General features: G+C 42.5%; 17 protein-coding genes. 12 read left to right on the top strand and 5 right to left on the bottom strand.

Features of this window, described 5'->3' with window-relative positions:
- Positions 1-63: 63 nt before the first annotated feature.
- The 4 genes from ACIQXH_RS17905 (at position 64) to ACIQXH_RS17890 (ending at position 4590) form a co-directional block, all read left to right on the top strand.
- Positions 64-1383, top strand: a complete 1320-nt coding sequence (locus tag ACIQXH_RS17905; protein WP_403125123.1) for an APC family permease — start codon at positions 64-66, stop codon at positions 1381-1383.
- Between the two features lie 143 nt (positions 1384-1526).
- Positions 1527-2711, top strand: coding sequence for an MFS transporter (locus ACIQXH_RS17900; protein ID WP_403125118.1), 1185 nt, complete (start codon positions 1527-1529; stop codon positions 2709-2711).
- Positions 2712-2821: 110 nt separating this feature from the next.
- A complete protein-coding gene (locus ACIQXH_RS17895; protein WP_402871149.1) occupies positions 2822-3151 on the top strand; it encodes a hypothetical protein in 330 nt (109 codons plus the stop codon).
- A 185-nt stretch (positions 3152-3336) separates the two neighbouring features.
- Complete coding sequence (locus ACIQXH_RS17890; protein ID WP_402871152.1) at positions 3337-4590, top strand: methyl-accepting chemotaxis protein; 1254 nt, start codon at positions 3337-3339, stop codon at positions 4588-4590.
- A 43-nt stretch (positions 4591-4633) separates the two neighbouring features.
- Here the strand turns inward: ACIQXH_RS17890 and ACIQXH_RS17885 are convergent, their stop codons facing one another.
- Positions 4634-4783 carry a hypothetical protein gene (locus ACIQXH_RS17885; RefSeq protein WP_402871155.1) on the bottom strand — a complete coding sequence of 50 codons (150 nt, stop codon included), beginning with the start codon at positions 4781-4783 and terminating at the stop codon, positions 4634-4636.
- Positions 4784-4950: 167 nt separating this feature from the next.
- On the opposite strand from ACIQXH_RS17885, the gene ACIQXH_RS17880 reads away from it, so the two are divergent.
- The 3 genes from ACIQXH_RS17880 to ACIQXH_RS17870 all read left to right on the top strand — a co-directional run bounded on the left by ACIQXH_RS17880 (position 4951) and on the right by ACIQXH_RS17870 (position 9027).
- Positions 4951-5817 (top strand): STAS domain-containing protein, encoded by an 867-nt coding sequence (locus ACIQXH_RS17880; protein WP_402871157.1) that lies wholly within the window; start codon positions 4951-4953, stop codon positions 5815-5817.
- Between the two features lie 197 nt (positions 5818-6014).
- A complete protein-coding gene (locus tag ACIQXH_RS17875; protein ID WP_402871160.1) occupies positions 6015-6452 on the top strand; it encodes a hypothetical protein in 438 nt (145 codons plus the stop codon).
- Between the two features lie 202 nt (positions 6453-6654).
- Positions 6655-9027 (top strand): penicillin acylase family protein, encoded by a 2373-nt coding sequence (locus tag ACIQXH_RS17870; protein ID WP_403125115.1) that lies wholly within the window; start codon positions 6655-6657, stop codon positions 9025-9027.
- 116 nt (positions 9028-9143) lie between these two features.
- On the opposite strand, the gene ACIQXH_RS17865 is transcribed toward ACIQXH_RS17870, so the two are convergent.
- On the bottom strand, positions 9144-9362 hold the full coding sequence (locus ACIQXH_RS17865) for a hypothetical protein (RefSeq protein WP_402871166.1): 219 nt from the start codon (positions 9360-9362) through the stop codon (positions 9144-9146).
- Complete coding sequence (locus ACIQXH_RS17860) at positions 9355-9975, bottom strand: sigma-70 family RNA polymerase sigma factor (protein ID WP_402871169.1); 621 nt, start codon at positions 9973-9975, stop codon at positions 9355-9357. Before ACIQXH_RS17860 ends, ACIQXH_RS17865 begins: the two co-directional genes overlap by 8 nt.
- A 157-nt stretch (positions 9976-10132) precedes the next feature.
- On the opposite strand from ACIQXH_RS17860, the gene ACIQXH_RS17855 reads away from it, so the two are divergent.
- From ACIQXH_RS17855 to ACIQXH_RS17835, 5 genes are all read left to right on the top strand, one after another.
- A complete protein-coding gene (locus ACIQXH_RS17855; protein ID WP_402871171.1) occupies positions 10133-10294 on the top strand; it encodes a YvrJ family protein in 162 nt (53 codons plus the stop codon).
- Positions 10295-10690: 396 nt separating this feature from the next.
- Complete coding sequence (locus tag ACIQXH_RS17850; RefSeq protein WP_402954231.1) at positions 10691-11539, top strand: GNAT family N-acetyltransferase; 849 nt, start codon at positions 10691-10693, stop codon at positions 11537-11539.
- Positions 11540-11588: 49 nt separating this feature from the next.
- Positions 11589-12047, top strand: coding sequence for a DinB family protein (locus ACIQXH_RS17845; protein WP_402955108.1), 459 nt, complete (start codon positions 11589-11591; stop codon positions 12045-12047).
- A gap of 372 nt (positions 12048-12419) precedes the next feature.
- On the top strand, positions 12420-13943 hold the full coding sequence (locus ACIQXH_RS17840; RefSeq protein ID WP_403079512.1) for a BCCT family transporter: 1524 nt from the start codon (positions 12420-12422) through the stop codon (positions 13941-13943).
- 242 nt (positions 13944-14185) lie between these two features.
- Positions 14186-17983 carry a bifunctional 2',3'-cyclic-nucleotide 2'-phosphodiesterase/3'-nucleotidase gene (locus ACIQXH_RS17835; RefSeq protein ID WP_403125112.1) on the top strand — a complete coding sequence of 1266 codons (3798 nt, stop codon included), beginning with the start codon at positions 14186-14188 and terminating at the stop codon, positions 17981-17983.
- Positions 17984-18114: 131 nt separating this feature from the next.
- Here ACIQXH_RS17835 and ACIQXH_RS17830 read toward each other — a convergent pair whose 3' ends face one another.
- Both ACIQXH_RS17830 and ACIQXH_RS17825 read right to left on the bottom strand, forming a co-directional pair.
- Positions 18115-18573, bottom strand: a complete 459-nt coding sequence (locus tag ACIQXH_RS17830; RefSeq protein ID WP_402871182.1) for a TspO/MBR family protein — start codon at positions 18571-18573, stop codon at positions 18115-18117.
- 182 nt (positions 18574-18755) lie between these two features.
- Positions 18756-20123 carry an amino acid permease gene (locus ACIQXH_RS17825; protein ID WP_402871185.1) on the bottom strand — a complete coding sequence of 456 codons (1368 nt, stop codon included), beginning with the start codon at positions 20121-20123 and terminating at the stop codon, positions 18756-18758.
- Positions 20124-20308: the final 185 nt, after the last annotated feature.

The raw sequence follows: 20308 nt of genomic DNA, 5'->3' as shown, positions 1-20308 counted from the left end.
TATTTTTCGTGGTATAATTTTTCTGAGAAAATAGAAGGTGTGTACACGGAAGGAGGACATTATGTGAATGATCAATTGAAAAAAACGATTGGCTTTTGGGTTGGAACATCTATAGTAGTGGGTACAGTCATAGGCTCTGGTATTTTCATGAAGCCGGGAGTGGTACTTGAGTTAAGTGGTAATTCAACGATGTCCTTATTGGCTTGGCTGATTGGTGGCTTGATTACGCTGGCAAGTGGATTGACAATCGCCGAAGTGAGTACACGAATTCCTAAAACGGGCGGTTTATATGCGTATTTAGAAGAAGTGTATGGAAAGTTGTGGGGCTTTCTTTGCGGTTGGGTTCAAACGCTAGTTTATGGACCTGCAGTAATGGGCGCACTTTGTTTATACTTTGGTGCGTTGGTGGCCGGTTTATTTAATATATCCATGGATTATACAATGGGTATTGGAATAATCACGATTGTCTTTTTGACGGCCATGAACTTGTTGGGGACGAAATATGGCGGGTTGATCCAAACCGTTTCAACGGTTGCCAAATTGATTCCAATCGTCTTCATAGCTGTGTTCGGCATGGCTCAAGGTGAGATGCCCGTTTTCAACATGGATGTTGAAACGACGGTGAAGGTGAGTATGGCAGGGGCCATTCTTGCAACACTTTGGGCGTATGATGGCTGGATCAATGTCGGCTTTATGGCTGGTGAGATGAAGAATCCACAGAAGACATTACCTCGGGCCATCATCACGGGGATAGTCGTGGTCATGGTAGCCTATTTAGCTGTAAACCTGGCCATGCTACACGTTCTGGGCCCTGATGGAATCATTGCGAATGGAACGAATTCCGCTAATGTTGCAGCCACCGTTCTTTTTGGTGAGCTAGGCGGAAAATTAATTGCAATCGGAATCTTGATTTCAATCTTCGGTTGCCTGAACGGCAAGCTTCTAACCTTCCCAAGGATTACACTTGCGATGGCTGAGGATAAGATGGTTCCTGGTCATAAACAGATAAGGAAGATATCACCTAGATTCAGGACACCTGTCAATGCCACGATTCTACAAGTGGTCATTGCGATCATCATGATGATTGTGACAGATCCGGATAAGCTATCGAATATGGCGATATTCTCTGTCTTTTCTTTTTATGGGCTAGCCTTCTTTGCAGTCTTCATTCTACGTAAAAAAAATCCGGATGCAAAAACGTATAAAGTGCCGCTTTATCCGTTCATCCCTATCCTGGCAATTATCGGTGCGGTATACATAGTGCTTAGCACATTAATCGATACACCGATGGATGCCCTCTACTCCATAATTATTTTGATAATCGGCTTACCTGTATATTGGCTGATGGTCAAGAGTGAGCGGAAGGATAGACAAGTTCATTAATGATTTTCCATCCCTTCACGCTATCTGTGAAGGGACTTTTTTATGCCTGGCAATCCAATGGGCCTGCTCCTTATTCGTAAAATAGACAATTGAGTTCAGACGTATTAACATAAGAAATAAGGAATTGAAAGGTCTGAGCAGAATTGAATTATATTGAACCTGCGGGTAAATCATTTCGGAAAACGATTTTGGCTTTATTTCTTGGAAGTTTTGTAACATTTGCAGATCTATATAGTACGCAACCGGTCATACCGGTTTTTGCGAAGCAGTTTGGGGTTTCTCCACCAATGGCAAGTCTTACGTTGTCTTTTGCAACCGGGACGCTCTCCATATGCCTATTGCTGGTTTCTTTTTTTTCGGAAAGCATTGATCGAAAGAAGATAATGGGTGTAGCCCTGACCATGTCTGCTTTGCTGTCGATCAGTGTCAGTTTCGTCCAGGATGACATCTACCTGTTGATTGCTATCCGGGCGGTTCAAGGGGCAGTCCTTGCAGGGTTCCCGGCAATCGCCATGGCTTATATCAATGAAGAATTCCATCCGAAAAGCCTGGGGTATGTGATGGGCATCTACGTTAGTGGGTCGTCAATTGGAGGACTGGCAGGGAGATTGATTGTCGGGGTGTTGACGGATCACTACTCATGGAATGTAGCGATTGGAAGTCTTGGCGTTTTAAGCTTACTTATCAGCTTGTTCTTTTGGTGGATGCTGCCTTCCTCTCAGCATGTCACGCACACGAACATGTCTGTGAAGAGAATGATAGAATCCTTACGACATAACATGAAGAATCCACAATTATTATGGCTATTTGGCATGGCTTTCTTATTAATGGGTTCCTTTGTCACCGTTTATAACTTCGTGGGGATTCCCTTGATGGAACCGCCTTATCAATTATCACAAACACTGATCGGTTTCATTTTCCTTATCTATCTCGTCGGGACCTTCAGCTCGACTTGGATGGGGAAGCTCGCTGACCGCTATAGCCGGGGACGCGTGTTACTAACCGGGATACTGATCATGCTAACAGGGGCCCTCCTGACCTTGGCAGTTCCTCTATCGATGAAAATATTGGGATTGGCTCTTTTCACCTTTGGTTTTTTTGGGGCCCATTCGATTGCGAGTGGTTGGGTCGGAAGGTTGGCGGATAAAAACGAGAAGGCCCAAGCCTCGGCTCTGTACCTTTTCTTCTATTATGGAGGATCCAGTATAGTGGGGGCCACGGGCGGTATATTCTTAATCCGGTTCGGCTGGGGAGGAGTCATTTCCGTTGTATCCATCTTGATCATTTTGGCGGCCATTTGTATATGGATGGTGAAAAAGGTAAAATAAAAGAGGAAAACAAAGTCTCTTTTCTATCATATTTACTAGGTTTCTGAATATAATCTATTGAAAAAGGATAGTAAGTAATAGATTGATAAAAAGAAGGGGTAATAGATAGAGTGAAACGAAAAACAGTAATCCTAGGTGGTTTAATAGCCGTTTTAATCATATTATTGGTTGTATATTTAACAGGTCCAGGCCGGTTGGACAAAGTGGTGATCGTCGAGAAGTACTACCCTCATTTTTCCGATGGCAAGGCGATTGGCTTTAAGACGAATGAAGTCATTAACGTGAGCAAAACAGAAGAGGGTTCGAATTGCGCAATGAAATTCGATAACGGAAAGATATTGGAAATAGATTGTGACCGGTATTTATCCTATAAAGTAGATGAAACGGTCTATATCTCTTCGGACGGTGATGAAGTCAAGACTATCCAAAGGAAAAGATAGCGCCGTTCTTAAATAAGTGAATAGTAGAATAGAAAGCTGATTTTGTCCTTGCTAAACAAAATCGGCTTTTTTTATTTGTGATAGATAAGTACTATTTAAGGATAAATGTGGAAATTATAATAGGAAAATAGTATGATAATTCTGTGAGCATTTTAAAAAATTTAAAATCATAGGAGTGGATACTAATGAGACTAATTCAATATATCATTCGGACGAGCTTGGTTGTGGTACCAGGTACCTTCATGATTGGGCTGTTCGTTTGTCTCGCAAATGGTATTTCGGGAATGCCCATGCTATGGAATCTGGTCTTCATTACAATTTGCGGTGTGGTTGTCGGAATTATTTCCTCCGTGATCAACCATCGAAGGTTCATTCGTCCGATTGGATTGATTAATCGTTATCTAGAGAAAATTGCGGACGGTGACCTTAAACAAAGGATAAGTGAAGATCAGTTAGGTTTTTTGAAAACGATTGCACTTCATATCAATCACACTGTGGAATCTTGGAGCGACGTATTGAAAAAGGTTCAGGATGCATCGAAGAATATGAACGCTTATTCCAATGAATTGGCGGAAGGAGCGCATCAGACAAGCAGCGCGACGGAAGAAATCTCCTGCTCGATAGAAGATGTCGCACAAGGAGCCAGAAATCAGGCAAAGGGAGTGAACGAGACTACTGAGGTGATTTATCAGATGTCATCCAGCCTTTCAAGGGTAACAATCGGGGCGGAGAAGGTATCTGGCTCCATCCATAAGTCCTTGGAGAAAGCGAATGCGGGAAAAAACTCAATCGAACAGGCGGGCCAACAAATGGAGTCCATTTATTCGAATGTGAATGAATTGGCAAGGGTCGTCAATGGATTGGGGGAACGTTCCGTCGAGATAGGGAAAATAGTTGAAGTGATTACAGGGATAGCTGCTCAGACGAATCTATTGGCCTTGAATGCTTCCATAGAGGCGGCACGGGCTGGTGATCAAGGAAAAGGGTTTGCCGTGGTGGCCAATGAAGTGAGGAACCTTGCAGAGCAATCAAGCCATGCAACTCAGCAAATCAGTGAAATCATCAACCATATCCAAAAAGAAACAAAGCAGGTGGCCGAGCAAATGGGGTCTGTCAATCGCGAGGTAAGCGAAGGAATCAACGTGATGACCGGAGCTGGAGATACATTTATAGAAATTCACCACTCCATAAACGATCTTTCTGATCAAGTGGGGCAAGTGGGGGAGACGATTGAAAAAATGGAAGAGGGAACGAGGATGGCTGTACAGTCGATGGAGATGATATCCACTGCAGCGGCGGGTTCAGAGGCGGCGACACTAAATGTCTTGACGGCTACGGGGGAACAATCCGCCGCAATAGAAGAAATCAGCGCCTTTGCTGAACACCTGCGGAAATTAGCCGGAGAAATGGATGGCATCATCCATACTTTCAAAATTTAAGCCTCATCGGAAATGAAGACCCAGACCTTTTTGGTCTGGGTCTTCATTTGCCTTTTTCATCTCTATTTTCTTTTTTGTCTTTTTTATTACGACGAAGTACATCTAAGATTCTCCGGCTATTATTTTTACTATTGATCAGTTCAACTAAGTCACTCATATTTTCTGCTTCAAAGTCTTGTTGTTCTTTTTTCATTAGGAATCCCTCCTCCAAGTTATCGTAATACCCTTATTTTAATAAAATGAAACTTCTTTTATCCTATTGGTAATATAAGGTTTTTATATCGCTTTTAAATAAAAATTTGCTAAAATTAAAAAAAGGCTTGATATTTAATCAAGAGCTGAATGGAGGCTGTTGCCGTTTTGGAGGAAGAATTGGTATTGATTGGAGAAAAAATCGAAAAATTCAAATATATATTGGTCCAGCATCTCGAACTTTTCGAAGAAGATTCGCCATATGATTTGGAAACCAGCAAAGTGATTCGGGCACAAATCATTCAAATCCATGCTGATGCCTTGATCCATGGAAAAGCCCAGGCGATGGAAAGCATGAGTGAAATCGGGATGAGAGTTGGGAATCGAATTGTGGAGATGGGCGTTTCGTTAGATAAAATCATTGGGGAGATTCAGCTGGCGCGTAACCTTTTCTGGAGCTTCATTGAAGAGGAAGTCAGCAATCGACACTATTCTATCGAAGTCTTGTTGAAAGCTAGTTCAATCATTGATGCCGTATTGGACGAGTTCCTCTATTGCATGAGTGTGAGTTTTGTGAACTATTATAAGAAAATTGCCAAATCGGCAAACGAGTCTTTAAAGAAAGTAAAAGAAAATCAAGAAGTCATGGAGGAGTTGGCGACGCCAATCGTCCAAACCATGTTAAGCGATGTGTTGCTCGTACCGTTAATCGGACGTATCGACGAATGGCGAATGGGGTCCTTGCAGTCGACGGTCCTGCAAAAGTGTAACGATTCCCATGCTGAAGTAATGATTTTGGATTTCTCCGGCATCACTTATACGCAGGATGATAACATGTTTTCCCTGCTCGACCAGTTGGTTGGCGCGTTAGCATTGATGGGTACAGAAACGATGTTTGTCGGGTTTACACCGGCCGTAGTCAGGCAAATTATCAAGCTTGATTTCTCCCACCAGGTTAAATCATTCTTATCATTCGCCCAAGCCATGGAGTATATCGTTAAACAGAGGGGAATTACAATCCAGTATTCGAATTGAAGGAATCCTTATGAATGAGGATCCTTTTTTTATAGCATATAGAGTGATGATGTTTTTGACCAAAAGTGACCGGTATTTCTTTACTTTGAAGAATCATGATAAAATCAAAAGAAAAGCATAAGAAACAGGTGCCTGCTATCTTCAATCGTATATATGGAAAACATGACTTACATAGACGAAAGGTTGATGAATGAATAGTGGCTTTCAAACAAGAAAACACGCTCAATCCACAAGTAAAATGGTTCAGTGTGGGGATCATGACGGATAACGGCCTCGAATATGAAGAGTATGAGGCGCTATCAAAGCGTATCCTTGATTCAGTCGATAATGTAGGAGCCATATCGGACCTGGTCAGGGTCGAATGGGATAAAGCAAAATTGATTACCTTAAACGAACGATTCAATCATCCGGTTCTTTCGGATCCTTGCTTTATCATTAATGAAGTGATTCCGGAAGATATTGAAAGGGAAAAGAGGCTTTTGCAGGAAAAACATAAGTGGAAAAGATACTTGAATCTAATTTCCCGATATGACTACCTCGAAGCGGAGACGAAAGCCGTCCATGATTTTGATAAGTCCCTTTTGTATACGGATGAAGTGGAGAAGGTGATTGAATATCTTAACCTTAACGCCTAAATGAAACGCATCGGTTCATCGATGCGTTTCATTTGCGTTCAAAAGGAATTTTTCCTTAATCGTACATAGGAAAAAGGAGAGGCATATATCCAATCCTTTCAGAATAAGTAGAAAAATATTGAAGGATTGGTAGGGAAGTCGGATATGAAAGCGAATACTTTAAAGTAGAAAGAGAGAGTTATTAGAAAAGGGAGATGAAACAATGGAAGCAGTCCTACCTCAGTCAAAGCCAAAACCAAAAAGAAAATGGAAAAGACGTGTCCTTTGGGTTTTTGTATCGCTGCTCTTGCTTATAGTGATAGCCGTGATTGCAGCAAATGTATTCTTATCAAGGTCGCTTCCTGAAACGAAGGGGGATTTATTATTGCCTGCTCTTTTGAAACCGGTTACAGTGATACGTGATTCGAGTGGGGTTCCACATATTACGGCTGATAATGAACATGATCTGTATTTGGCTCAAGGGTATATTCAGGCGCAGGACCGTTTGTTTCAGATGGACCTAAGCAGGCGTCAGGCATCCGGGGAATTAAGTGAAGTGATTGGTGAGAAGACCGTGATAAATGATAAATACTTTCGAACTCTTGGGTTAAGGCGGGCTGCCGAATCTTCTTACGCTGGCTACTCAAGTGAGGGGAAAGCAGCATTGGATGTATTCGCTGAAGGTGTGAATCTCTATATCGACGAATTGAAGGATAATGGAAAATGGCCGGTCGAGTTCACTTTGCTTGGCTATGAACCGAAACCCTGGACACCTGTGGATTCATTGACGATTGGGAAGTATATGGCGTTTGATCTAGGCGGGAACTGGGAAGATCAGGCATTCAGACAGTACTTACTCCAAACGTTCCCAAAGGAAAAGGCCTATGACTTATTCCCGGATTATCCAAAGGATGCACCTTATATCATCGGCAAGGAAGAGCTGGACATTGAGAAGAGCTTTGCTGGTGCCGTCATACCTTATGAATTCAATGGCAGTAATAACTGGGTGGTCTCCGGTGAAAAGACGGATACGGGAAAGCCGCTTTTAGCCGACGATCCCCATCTTGGACTCGCCACTCCCTCGGTTTGGTACCAAATGCATCTGAAGGCACCGACCGTCAATGTGAGTGGGGTCATTTTTGCAGGAATTCCTGGCATCATATTGGGTCATAACGAAAACGTTGCCTGGGGGGTGACGAATACAGGTCCGGATGTTCAGGATTTGTATATTGAGAAGAGGAACCCAAAGAACGAGAATGAATTTGCTTATAAGGAGAAATGGGAAAAGGCCAAAATAATCGATGAACCGATCAAGGTGAAAGACGGTAAGACGATTGATTACCAGGTGACCATTACACGTCATGGCCCGGTCGTTTCTGAATTCGCCGGTAAAAGTGGGAAAGATACGGTCCTGGCATTAAGGTGGACGGCACTAGATCCGTCAGCAGAACTGGAAGCGGTTTTGAATATGAATAAGGCAAAGAATTGGAATGAATTCGAAAAGGCTCTTTTGAAATTCGAAACGCCTGCACAGAATTTCGTTTTCGCCTCCAACGATGGGACGATAGCGTATAAGGCGAACGGGAAGATTCCAATCCGTAAAAAAGGGGATAGCATGTTGCCGGTGCCAGGGTGGACGGATGAATATGAATGGAAAAGCTATATTCCTTTCGATGAACTTCCAAAAACGATCAATCCAAAAGAGGGATTCATCTCGACCGCGAATAACAAGGTCATTTCAGATGATTATCCGTACCACATCAGTAATAACTGGGCACAGCCCTATCGTCAGATGAGGATTCAGGAGTTCTTGGAAGCGAATAAGAAACTGACTGCAGGGGATATGCAAAGTCTGCAGATGGATCAGGTGAATTTGCAGGCGAGAGAATTTGTCCCGCAATTTTTAACGATCTTAAACGGGCCATCAGGAAAGCAGGAACAAAAGGCGTTAGAAATTCTACAAAAATGGAATCAGATAGATTCTGCAGATGCCGCTGCACCGATGATCTTCAATGTGTGGATGAAAAAAATCGGGGATGTCCTGCTGACGGATGAAATTCCAGAGGAAACCCTTAAGCTTTTTAATGGAAGGAAATCGGCGATTGATGAATTGCTGCGGGAGGCCCTGAGCGGAAAGCCAGGTCCATGGATCCAAGAAGCAGGGGGACTTGAGCAGGTATTGGCGAAGTCATTACAGGAGACATTGAAAGAATTGGAGAAAACGCAAGGAAGTGACCTAACCGATTGGGAGTGGGGAGAGTACCACCAAGTCCGCTTCGACCATCCGCTTTCAAGCGTTTCCCCATTGAACTATTTGTTTAACGGGGAAGGAGGGATTCCGGTTGGCGGGAGCAGTGTCACTGTCCAGGCCGCTGCATTTCTTGACGACGGTACCGTCAATCATGGCGGGTCCTGGAGGTTTGTCATGGATCTTTCCGATATGAATCAAGCTTATCACCTCGTCGGTCCTGGGCAATCCGGACATGTCAAAAGTAAATGGTATCATGACCAGCTCGAAGATTGGGCGGATGGGACGTATCACAAAACCAGGCTAGATAAACCAAAAGGCGATACGCTGACATTGAAGCCTGAATAGGAGAAGGGACCTCACTTTCTAAAAAGTGAGGTCCTTTTTGTCCTTGAAAAAGGCTTGGACGGAAAGCCACATAAAAAAAGAGCCCCAAGCCCAGCAAGAGCTGAACTTGGCACTCCTTACCGTTTCTGTTTGTTCAAGAATTCTGTCAGGAATTCCTCGAAGTTGGGAGCTTCGATGGCTGCAATTTTTTCATAGGATTCTATGATTTTGAGCTTTATCTCTTGTTCCAGGTCTTTTCTGTCCTGATGGTGTGTATTCTTTAAGGACTTTTTTATTTTGGGGTCTAAAGAATCAATCATTTCCATCAATTCTTTCTTTGATAGTTTGTTATCCACAGTACCTGTTCTCCTTCCTAACATAAATCTCATTCAAATAGTGTTTTCGCAGTTTTTCGAGTCCCTGTTTGCGAATGCTCGAAATATTCTGTGGTGATTCTTTGAAATAAGCTGCGATTTCTTTGTTGGTTAGGCCGTAGGAATAGACCATCGTAAGTACCCTATTTTGTTTGGGCGTTAGTTTTTGTAGCGCATTCACCAGTTGTTCATCACTAATGTGGGAAGAAAGGTCGCCGGTTTCCCCCATCTTTTCAAGTTGAACATCTACATTTCCGATTCGGTCGATGATACCGCCGCTATCCGAGGTCATGTCGAGATCCATTCGATAGCGTTCCCGTTGCTTTCGCGCCCTTTTATCATAATCAACTGAGAAAAAGTAAATTAAAGAGCATAAGTATTTGTACACCTTGGCCCTGTAATAGAAAATTTGGAATGTCTCGTTGAGATGACAAAGATTGTTGGTAGAAGGGGATTCAAGCGTATCCGTGAAAATCTTCAAATGTTCAGGATTTTGTAAAAAAACCTGGATGATGGGTTGATCAAAGAATGAAGCATATCTCTGATGTAACACATCAAGTGAATAAGAAAAGAAATGGGCCGTTAACTTGTTCATTTATTATCCCTCCTTAAGTTCTAAAGTGATGGACAAGGGGAATAAATCAATTATATACGAACATTTGTTCTTTTTGCTATAAACCGATAGTGCTAGATTGATTTTGCTCGGACATTATTCACTTTACTTAATAGATACAAGAAAAGGGGTGAAGAGGATGATGATTGAGGATGCTACTGTGTGGGTATCATTAGTTAGCGATTTTGGCTATCCATTCGTCGTTTCAATGTTTTTGCTCTTCCGCTTCGGAAAAAAACTAAACGAACTAACTGTAGAAGTAGAAAACCTAAAGAAAACTGGCCATAAAAAGAGAAGTTGACATAAGGGTAACGAGGGGCTAGGTTGAAAAATGGATTTTGGATCCTATATTCAATCGGATCCAAAATCTGATTGAACATGAGGTGACGAAGCCTATTTCCTTCTATTCATATTTTGCCCGAATAGGATATTATGTTCCCCTAGCTTGGAATATAACACAAAAAATGGAAAAAATAATCCTCAAATAGAATCATTTTATTGATATAATGCATCGGTCCTTAGAATTAGTGGAAATCCCCCTCCCATACGTTTTTAGTTTTATAGAGTAAAGTGAAAATACTTTTGAAAAAACAACATTTTTATAAGATATGAAAAAAAATGCAGCAATCCATTTGAGGATGCTGTATTTTTTATCGAATAGGAATAAAATGGAATGAAGGATGGGGGGCGAACTATTTTGAATAAAAAACAACTAAGGGACCTTGAATGCTTACAACAAGAAAGTGAACAAGGAGATTTTACATTGAAGCTGAATTGGGATACACTCCGGAGCCGGAATGGCATCATGCAAAATGATTTTCTTCATTACGAAAAAGGACAGCTTGTCGGGTTTGTGGGGTTATATGACTTCGGAAGTAAATTGGAGATGTGTGGCATGGTTCACCCGGAGTTCCGGAGGCGGAGGATTTTCACTAAACTGGTGAATGAAGCATTGGATGCTGCGTTGGGAAGGGAGGCCAGAGAGATCATCCTGAACACTCCAGGACCATCACAATCGGGGAAGGAGTTTTTGAAACGGCTTCCTTGTGAATTTTCTTTCTCGGAGTACCAAATGAAATGGACGCCTACCGAACTGTCAGACTATGAAGATATTGTCATTCGCCCTTCACGAGAAATGGATGCAGAAACGGAGATTCAGTTGGACATTCAGTGTTTTCAATTTCTGGAGAAGGAAGCGAGGGAATATTATCAGCGCATTCAGTTTGAACATACATTGAAGACCTTGATGATCGAGACAGATGGGAAGACCGTCGGCAAGATCCGTGTCGATCATAGTGAAGGGGAAGCATGGATTTACGGGTTTTCTATTTTTCCGGAATACCAGGGGAAAGGCATTGGCAAAAAGGTGTTGAAAAAGATAGTGGCAAAACAGCATGGTCTGGGCTATGATATCTTTTTGGAAGTGGAAGCGACGAACGCCCATGCCCTCAGGCTCTATGAATCATGTGGGTTCAAGACGATACAGCGGCAGGATTATTATCGGTATAAGGAAGAGAACAGGGAGGCTCGATCCGCTCATCTATGAGTTCTCTAAATAGGAGGCGTTCGAGCTTTTAGGTAAAGGAGATGATGGTCTGCTTACACTTTTTAGCTATAACTGGCAAGTAAGAAGCGAGTGGTTTCGTTGGTGTCACGAACTCCATTCTGATGAACTACTAAGGAAGAGAAACGGGGGGATGGGCCAAATATTGAAGACGCTCGCCCATGTCATCGATGTCGAAAATAGTTGGATCAGGGCCATGCAGGGAAAGCCGGATCTCGAGATAGATTTGGATTCCTTTCATACAGTTGAAGCGATTCAGGACTTATCCGCAAGGTATCATCCGGAAGTGAAAGAGTTCTTGGAGACGTGGTCACCTGCCATGGAGTTTGAATGTATAGAGGCACCATGGATGGAAGGGAGTTATGAAAAGGGCAAGGTATTAAGGCACCTGATTGCCCACGAAATCCATCATATCGGTCAGCTGTCGATTTGGTCGAGGGAGATGGGCATCCAACCGGTCTCCGCCAGTTTGATTGACCGTCATTTATAAGGATAAAGGGGGAACTGGTGAATGTACCCACATTTCCAGTTCCTTTTTTGTATGGCCAAATTTTATGATTATCATGTGAAAAATGGGGTATATAGAAATTTAGACTGATATGTTTTCAAAAAGCCGGTTAGAAATGGTAGCTATATTAAAGAATTGATTTTGTTAAAGGGACGTAGAAGATTTTTGGATTCCAGCATTCCGTGATTTAAAGAAAATGAAATAAGCAGCACAGGTTAGCGTTTATTCATGAATAGGCAAGCTCCTTTTTTATCTTCTTGTTTTTATCTAATTCAATTCTTTCCCCTCGAATGACCATTTGTATAACATAACCCATTTCAATAAAAAACCATGCACCTTAGAAAGGAAGAATCGATGCGTTTAAAATTAAACAGCGTTTTTTGGATTTCTGCTATGATTGTATCGTTAGTTGTCATTATAGGAGCGATGGTTCCTAACACTTTTGCGAAAGGGGCCAATGCCGCTCTAGCATTTACTACATCTTCTTTTGGCTGGCTATTTTTGGCCGCTGTCTTCTTATTCGTTGTTTTCCTGATTTATCTCGTTTTTAGCAAATACGGAAAAATTCGTTTGGGCGGGGATGATGAACGTCCGGAATTCCCTATGTTCACATGGATTGGCATGTTATTTTCCTGTGGGTTTGGCATTGCTTTAGTATTCTACGGGATAGGAGAACCGATGACCCACTTCTTTACGCCACCATACAAAGACGTCGAACCATTAACGACAGAAAGCGCCCGATTGGCAATGGGGTATTCCTTCTTTCATTATGGCGTCAGTCAATGGTCCATATTCGCAATCGTGGGACTTGCCATGGCTTATTTTCAGTTCCGGAAAAAGGAAAACGGTCTGGTTTCAACCACGCTTTCTCCTGTAATCGGGAAGGGACGGCATGTGAAACCAACAAAAAAAATCATTGATATCCTTGCCATCACCGCAACGATCATGGGTGTTGCCACTTCATTGGGATTAGGCATCATGCAGATAGATGGTGGTTTGCGTTTCGCCTATAATGTGCCGGATGCAAACTGGATCAAGATTATCATCGTAATCGCGATGACAGCCCTTTTTTTAACTTCTGCCATCACGGGTTTGAACAAAGGGATGAAATGGTTAAGTAACTATAACTTATTTGCGGTATTCGTGATCATGCTGTTCATCTTCATTACGGGGCCGACCCAATTTATCCTGGATACATTCATTGTGGGGATTAGTGATTATATCTCTAATTTCGTATCGTATAGTCTAAGGTTGAATCCATATACGGGCAATCCTTGGGTCTATCAATGGACAATCTTCTACTGGGCTTGGGCGATTGCCTGGTCGCCGTTCGTCGGATCATTCATCGCCCGCGTTTCGAGGGGGCGCACCATCCGTGAATTTATCATAGGTGTGATGGTCGCACCACCAGTCATCGCGTTAGTCTGGATTGCCATATTTGGTGGTACAGCCCTTCATATGGACTTGTTTGAAGGGACGCAAATTGCAACAGCTGTGAATAATGATATAACGAGTGCCCTTTTTACCATGCTTAAAGGACTTCCCTTCACAGGTGTCGTCACGGTTTTCGTCTTGATTTTAATCCTGACTTTCCTTGTGACATCAGTCGATTCAGCCGTTTTTATCTTAAGCTCGATGTCGACGAATGGTAGCTTGAACCCTCCAGTGCTCGTCAGAGTGATTTGGGGCGTCCTGATGGGGGCAATTGCCTTGGTCCTTCTCTTATCGAGTGGATTGACCGGATTACAGTCTGCATCAGTCGTTTCGGCCTTGCCATTCACGATCATACTGATACTCATCATGGCTGCCTTTTATAAAACGCTGCGTAAGGACTTTAGAAAGGCGCCTAAACCTGCAACAGTGAAAAAACACCGTTAAGGGAAGAGGGAAGCACATGATAATCAAATAGATTAGTAGGCCGGTTCATATAATGAGCCGGTCTTTTTTTGCAAGTATATAAGAAAAATAAAATGGTATATTCTCCCTTGTTGTCAATAAATAAATGATGCAAAAGAAGTATTTTATCAAAAAATGTAAGATCATAATAAAATGTGTAAAAATTCTGATAAGAATATGTTATATTATTCTAGAATTTGATAAAATCTGAGAGGTTGTGAAGTATGTCGTTCAAGTCCAAAATGCTAGTCCCTATCCTTGCTGTAAGTTTAATTACAGCACCATTTGCCCTTCCGGTGGATGCATCCGCTAAAGGAGAGGCAAAAGCGAAACCGTTTGCCATATCCGCTCCTTCGGTAAGTTACACAAATGGGGCAAAAGCCACTGTGACCGTTACGCCCAAAAAGGGCAATAAGGGGAAAGAAGCCGTTGTCTTTCAGTTAATGAATGGGACAAAGGTCGTTTCGCAATCAGCAGTAGAGACGGACATCAAGACAGCACAAAAGTTTTCTGCTCACTTCAACACGTACAAGTCAGGATATTGGATCAAGGTATCCGTCGTTTCCAACTATAATGGAAAAACGAGTAATTTCGGAACAAGCTTGGCCACTTCGGTTTCCGACGCGCCATTTGAACTGAGAATCATGGAAACGACAGATATACACACCAATCTAGTAAGTTATGATTATTACAAAAATGCCGTATCGGATTCAGTAGGGTTTTCCCGCACGGCAACCTTGATCAAACAGGCAAGAAAAGAAGTGAAAAATAGTGTCTTAGTAGATAATGGGGACCTCATTCAAGGCACGCCGCTTGGTACATACAAAGCGAATATAGCCCCGCTTAAAAAGGGAGAAGTGCACCCTGTCTATAAAGCGATGAATCTACTAGACTATGATGTGGCTACATTCGGTAACCACGAATTCAACTATGGCTTATCTTATTTGGATGAAGCCATCAATGATGCGAAATTCCCCTATGTAAATGCAAACGTTTATAAAATAGACAAAGACAAAAATCCAAATAACGATAAAAATAAATACACGCCTTACAAGATCGTAACGAAGAAAGTGAAAGATATAAATGGTAATGAAAAGTCCGTGAAAATCGGCTATATCGGATTTGCCCCTCCACAAATCATGGATTGGGATAAAACAAATCTTGAAGGGAAAGTCGTAACAAAGGAAATCATTGCGACAGCCAAAAAATATGTCCCTGAAATGAAGAAAAAGGGTGCAGATGTCATCGTGGCACTTACGCATTCCGGTTTTAGTGGCGACGCCAAAAACACCGAGGATGTTATCTATTCATTAAGTAAAGTGGCCAATATCGATGCCATCACGTTCTCACATACTCATAAAGTTTTCCCGGCCCAAGATGAGGCATCATTGGACAACCTGTTCAAAGACAGTCAAGGCAAAGTCCTTGCGGGCGTTGATAATAAAAAGGGAACGATCAATGGGGTACCAGCCGTCCAAGCAGGATATGGTGGAAGTAATCTTGGCATCATCGACCTTGATATTCAGAATATCAAGGGAAAATGGAAAGTCATCAACTCAGATTCTTCAACCCGGGCAATCAATGACAAAGTAACCGGTAAGAAAGCGGCGGAAGATGCGGCTGTTGTGAAGGCGGTCAAAAAAGACCACGAGGCAACGGTTAAGTATGTTAACACGCCAATCGGTAAAACAACAGCACCAATCCACAGTTATTTTGCCCTTGTGCAGGATGATCCTTCTGTACAGGTCGTAACAAGTGCACAAAAATGGTATGTTGAAAATTATCTTAAGAACAATCGTCCTGAATATAAGGACTTACCAATCCTTTCTGTAGGGGCACCATTCAAGGCTGGCCGCAATGGAGTCGAGGAATACACCGATATAAAAACGGGTGATTTGACAATCCGCAGCGCTGGTGACCTATATTTGTACGATAATACATTAAAAGCCATCAAAATCAAAGGGTCCGTGGTCAAAGAATGGCTTGAAATGTCTGCAGGGAAATTCAATACAATCGATCCTGCGAAAACAGAGGAACAGAAATTACTGAATGAAAAGTTTGCAGTCTATAACTTTGACGTGATTGATGGCGTGACGTATCAAGTCGATGTCACGAAAGCTCCCCGTTATGATGAAAAAGGCGAGAAGCTATCAGATTCAAGCAGGATCACCAACTTGAAATACGAGGGCAAAGCCGTTGATCCAAATCAAGAATTCATCGTCATAACGAATAATTACCGTGCTTCGGGCGGAGGGAATTTCCCAGGCGTCAAAGGCAGTGAATACATTGTCGACTCCGCTGATGAAAACCGTCAGATCTTGATGGATTACATTACACAAGAGAAGGAAATCAATCCGACCGCAGACAATAACTGGTCGATTGCCCCGATTTCCGACAAGGTGAATGTTACATTCACTTCATCGCCAAAAGGTGCAGAATATTTAAATGAAGAAAGTGCTATTTCATATACAGGCAAAACGGATGATAAAGGATTTGGTATCTACAAATTCAATCTAGCCAATAACAACATTCAAGTTCAATTGTTGGGCATCAATGATTTTCACGGTCAAATGGATACTACTTCTGAGTTTGGCGGAGTCAAACAAGGACGTGCCGATTACTTAGCGGCCCACTTAAAAAAGCGTGAGGCAGAGAATCCGGAAAATACCCTGTTAATCTCAGCTGGGGATGCCGTTGGTGCGAGCGCTCCTGTTTCCTCTCTATTACAGGACAAACCAACTCTTCAGTTTCTGAATAATATGGGGTTTGATGTAGGAACGGTCGGAAACCATGAGTTCGATAAAGGAATCGAAACGCTGATGGCCCAAATTAATGGCGGAAAGTCACCCACTTCGGATGTTGTCTTCGATAAGTTGAACTTCCCGTATGTGGTGGCAAATGTCGTGTATAAAGACACAAAAAAACCAATATTAGATCCTTATGTCATTAAAGAGGTCGGCGGTGTGGAAATCGGATTTATTGGTGTCGTCACGAATACGACACCTCAAAAGGTAAGCCCTGCCGGTATCAAGAATGTAGAATTCATTGAGCAGGCCCCAGCCGTCAATAAAGCGGTCGATGAGTTAAAGGAAAAAGGCGTCAAATCGATTGTCGTTGTCTCGCATGATCCAGGCACTGAGAAAGATGGGGTCATTACAGGGGAAGTGGCGGAACTGGCAAAAGATATCGATGATGAAGTCGATGTCATTTTAGCTGGAGACAATCATGCCAAGAATAATAGTACGGTCGATGGAAAGTTAATCGTTCAAGCGTATTCTTACGGAACGGCTTTTGAAGACATTGACTTGGAAATTGATCCGAAAACAAAGGACATTGTCAAAAAATCAGCTGAGATCGTGACAGTCACACAAGACGGAATCACACCAGATGCTGAAACGACGAAGTTCATAAACTCATATTTGGATCAGTTCCCAGAACTGAAAGCGCCACTAGGAACGACGGATGAAAAGATTTTAAGAGCGAACGCCTATACCCAGGAAACGGGTCTTGGAAATTTAATCGCGGATTCAATGAAAGCCGATCTACAATCTGATTTCGCTTTCATGAATCCAGGTGGAATTCGTGCCGATATTCCACAAGGTGAAGTAACGTATGCCGATTTGGCAAAAATCCAGCCATTCGGAAACGTACTGGTCAAACTTGAATTAACAGGTGCGGAAGTGAAAACATTGCTGCAACAGCAGTGGGTCGTTGAAGGCAATCCGAAAACTTTGCAAATCTCCGGATTGAGCTATACCGCTGATTTCAGTAAGCCAGTGGCAGAGCGCGTCACGGAAATGAAGAAAGCGGATGGCACCCCAATCGACGAGTCAAAAACGTACACCGTGACTGTCAATGACTTCATGGCAAGCGGCGGCGATAACTATACCGTGTTAAAAGATAAAGAGCGCGTATTCGGCCATGCCGATTTAGAGGCTTTCGTTGAATATGTGAAAAACACTTTTAAAGGTGGAAAAATTACGGCGGTTACGGAAGGTAGAATCACGAACATCAATAACTAAAATGAGTTTTATCGGTCCATTCAGGAAGGATGTCAGTCCGTTTGGCAGATATATCGGTCAAACTGGATGTTTTATCGGTCCAATTCAAAAAAAGCGAGCATTCCGAAACATGGAATGCTCTTTTTTCTTCATCAGTTGTTTCTGAACATAGAGTAGTTAAGGCCCAAAGCGAAAGTCACCCAGCCGATATAAGGAACCATGGCGAGGCCAGCCGTACGGTCGATGCTGTAAAACTCGAAGGCTGTCAAAGTAATCAAGGTCAATAGGGCGGCCATTTCGATGAAAGCCGTTCCACGCAAGCCCCATTTGAAGAAGAGGAAAGACCATAAAAAGTTCAGTCCGAGCTGGGTATCATAGAGGAGTTCCGGTGATTTTGTGTTTTTTTCCTTCACGGATACACGATACTTCGCGATTCCCATGACGGTATATAGGCCTGTCCAAGCGACGGGGAAAACCCATGAAGGGGGAGCGAATGAAGGTTTCTTGAGGTCATTGTAAATCTCTTTGGAGTTTCTTGTGGCAATTGCCCCGACAATGGACCCTCCGACAACAGGAATCAACACGCTTTTTGCTAATTTTCGATAATTCATAATGCCATCCACCATCTTTCTACATATTTGGTCGTTGTTATACCATTACCTCTAATTGTCTAAATAAAACATTTTAATGGGTTATTAAGTGTAACTTTATTCCATTTTTATCGTAGGGAAAAAGAAGGGAAAATAGCTAAAGAAAGGGTGCCCGTGTTCAATGGGCACCCTTTCTTCGCTATTTATTTTTTTCGCTTATGCAATCCTGTTATGTAGTACAACACGACAAGCAGGATAATCCAGATCGGACCAACGATCAAAGCGATTCTCGTATCAGGAGAAAAGCCGAGAACGACCATGACAAATACTAGAAAGGCAAGGGCGAAATAAGAAGTGAGCGGGAAAAACGGCATTTTGAATGTTAAGTTTTGTTTTTCCTGTCCACTCATTTTCTTTCGGGAACTGATGTGTGTGATAAGGATGGTGCCCCATGTCCATAGTGCTCCAAATGTCGCCACACTAGTCACATAAGTAAATACTTTGTCAGCTTTCATATAATTCAGGTAGACGCCAAAAAGGAGAACGACGGCCGATACGATAATGGCTGTGCCAGGCACGCCATTCTTTGTGACACGACCGAAACTTTTTGGTGATTCGCCTTGCTGTGCCAGGTTAAACAGCATTCGACCCGTACTGAAGATTCCGCTATTGCAAGAAGAGAGAGCTGCTGTCAGTACGACGAACTGGATGATCCCTGCCGCCCCTGGGATGCCGATTCTATCGAACATCATAACGAACGGGCTGTTTTCCCCTGTCATTTGATCCCATGGAGTAATTGAAAGAATGACAGTAAGAGCCAAAACATAAAACAGTAAAATTCGATAAAACACGGTATTGATTGCCCGTTTAAGTGATTTCTCAGGGTTCTTTACTTCCCCAGCCGTCACTCCAAGCATCTCGATGCCTAAATAGGCGAACATCACCATTTGGAATGAAAGAACAACGCCCGAGATACCATTAGGGAAGAAGCCTCCATGTGAGAATAGATTACTGAATCCGACTGCATCCCCAGCGTTACCGATACCAAAGAAAATCATGCCAAATCCTAAAACGATCATTAAGATAATCGTGACAATTTTAATTAGGGCAAACCAAAACTCTAATTCACCATAAGCTTTAACGGCAAGGAAATTAACGGTTGTCATAATCACAAGTGCGCCTAATGCCCAAGCCCATTGTGCAGTGTCTGGATACCAGAACTGCATGTAAATGCCGACAGCCGTAATTTCGGCCATGCACGTTGCAATCCAAAGGAACCAGTAATTCCAGCCTGTAATGTATCCGGCGAGAGGACCGATAAAATCGCTTGCATAGCGGCTGAAGGAACCGGCAACGGGGTTTTTAATGGCCATTTCCCCTAAAGCCCGCATGATGAGATAAATAATAAAGCCGCCAATGGCATAAGCCAAAATAATTGCGGGACCGGCTAATTTAATGGCCGATGCAGAGCCAAGAAACAACCCGACCCCAATGGCAGCGCCAAGAGACATTAATGCGATGTGTCTTTCTTCCAATCCTCTATGTAATTGAGAATCTTTGGAGTTTTGCATAATTTTCCTCTTTTCTTGTGTAGGAATATGGGTTTTTAACGCATTCTACTATTTTATCACTAGTAGAGTTGAGGAGCATAATATGTATTGTCTTTTCTCAAAATATTACAATTAAATAATATATACTAATAGTTTATTTGTAAAGAAAAAAATGAAAACGCTTACCAAATAAGGGAATTTTTAAG

This window comes from Peribacillus sp. NPDC097225 (assembly GCF_044761955.1).
Lineage (GTDB): Bacteria > Bacillota > Bacilli > Bacillales > DSM-1321 > Peribacillus.
The sequence above is the reverse complement of the archived record's forward strand: the minus strand, read 5'-3'. Positions and strand labels throughout refer to the sequence as shown.

What these genes read in the sequence shown, in the direction of transcription:
- ACIQXH_RS17840 (WP_403079512.1), top strand. Translation starts at nt 12,420, where the DNA reads ATGCGTTTAAAATTAAACAGCGTTTTTTGGATTTCTGCTATGATTGTA.
- ACIQXH_RS17860 (WP_402871169.1), bottom strand. Translation starts at nt 9,975, where the DNA reads ATGAACAAGTTAACGGCCCATTTCTTTTCTTATTCACTTGATGTGTTA.
- ACIQXH_RS17855 (WP_402871171.1), top strand. Translation starts at nt 10,133, where the DNA reads ATGATGATTGAGGATGCTACTGTGTGGGTATCATTAGTTAGCGATTTT.
- ACIQXH_RS17830 (WP_402871182.1), bottom strand. Translation starts at nt 18,573, where the DNA reads ATGAATTATCGAAAATTAGCAAAAAGCGTGTTGATTCCTGTTGTCGGA.
- ACIQXH_RS17870 (WP_403125115.1), top strand. Translation starts at nt 6,655, where the DNA reads ATGGAAGCAGTCCTACCTCAGTCAAAGCCAAAACCAAAAAGAAAATGG.
- ACIQXH_RS17835 (WP_403125112.1), top strand. Translation starts at nt 14,186, where the DNA reads ATGTCGTTCAAGTCCAAAATGCTAGTCCCTATCCTTGCTGTAAGTTTA.
- ACIQXH_RS17885 (WP_402871155.1), bottom strand. Translation starts at nt 4,783, where the DNA reads ATGAAAAAAGAACAACAAGACTTTGAAGCAGAAAATATGAGTGACTTA.
- ACIQXH_RS17825 (WP_402871185.1), bottom strand. Translation starts at nt 20,123, where the DNA reads ATGCAAAACTCCAAAGATTCTCAATTACATAGAGGATTGGAAGAAAGA.
- ACIQXH_RS17890 (WP_402871152.1), top strand. Translation starts at nt 3,337, where the DNA reads ATGAGACTAATTCAATATATCATTCGGACGAGCTTGGTTGTGGTACCA.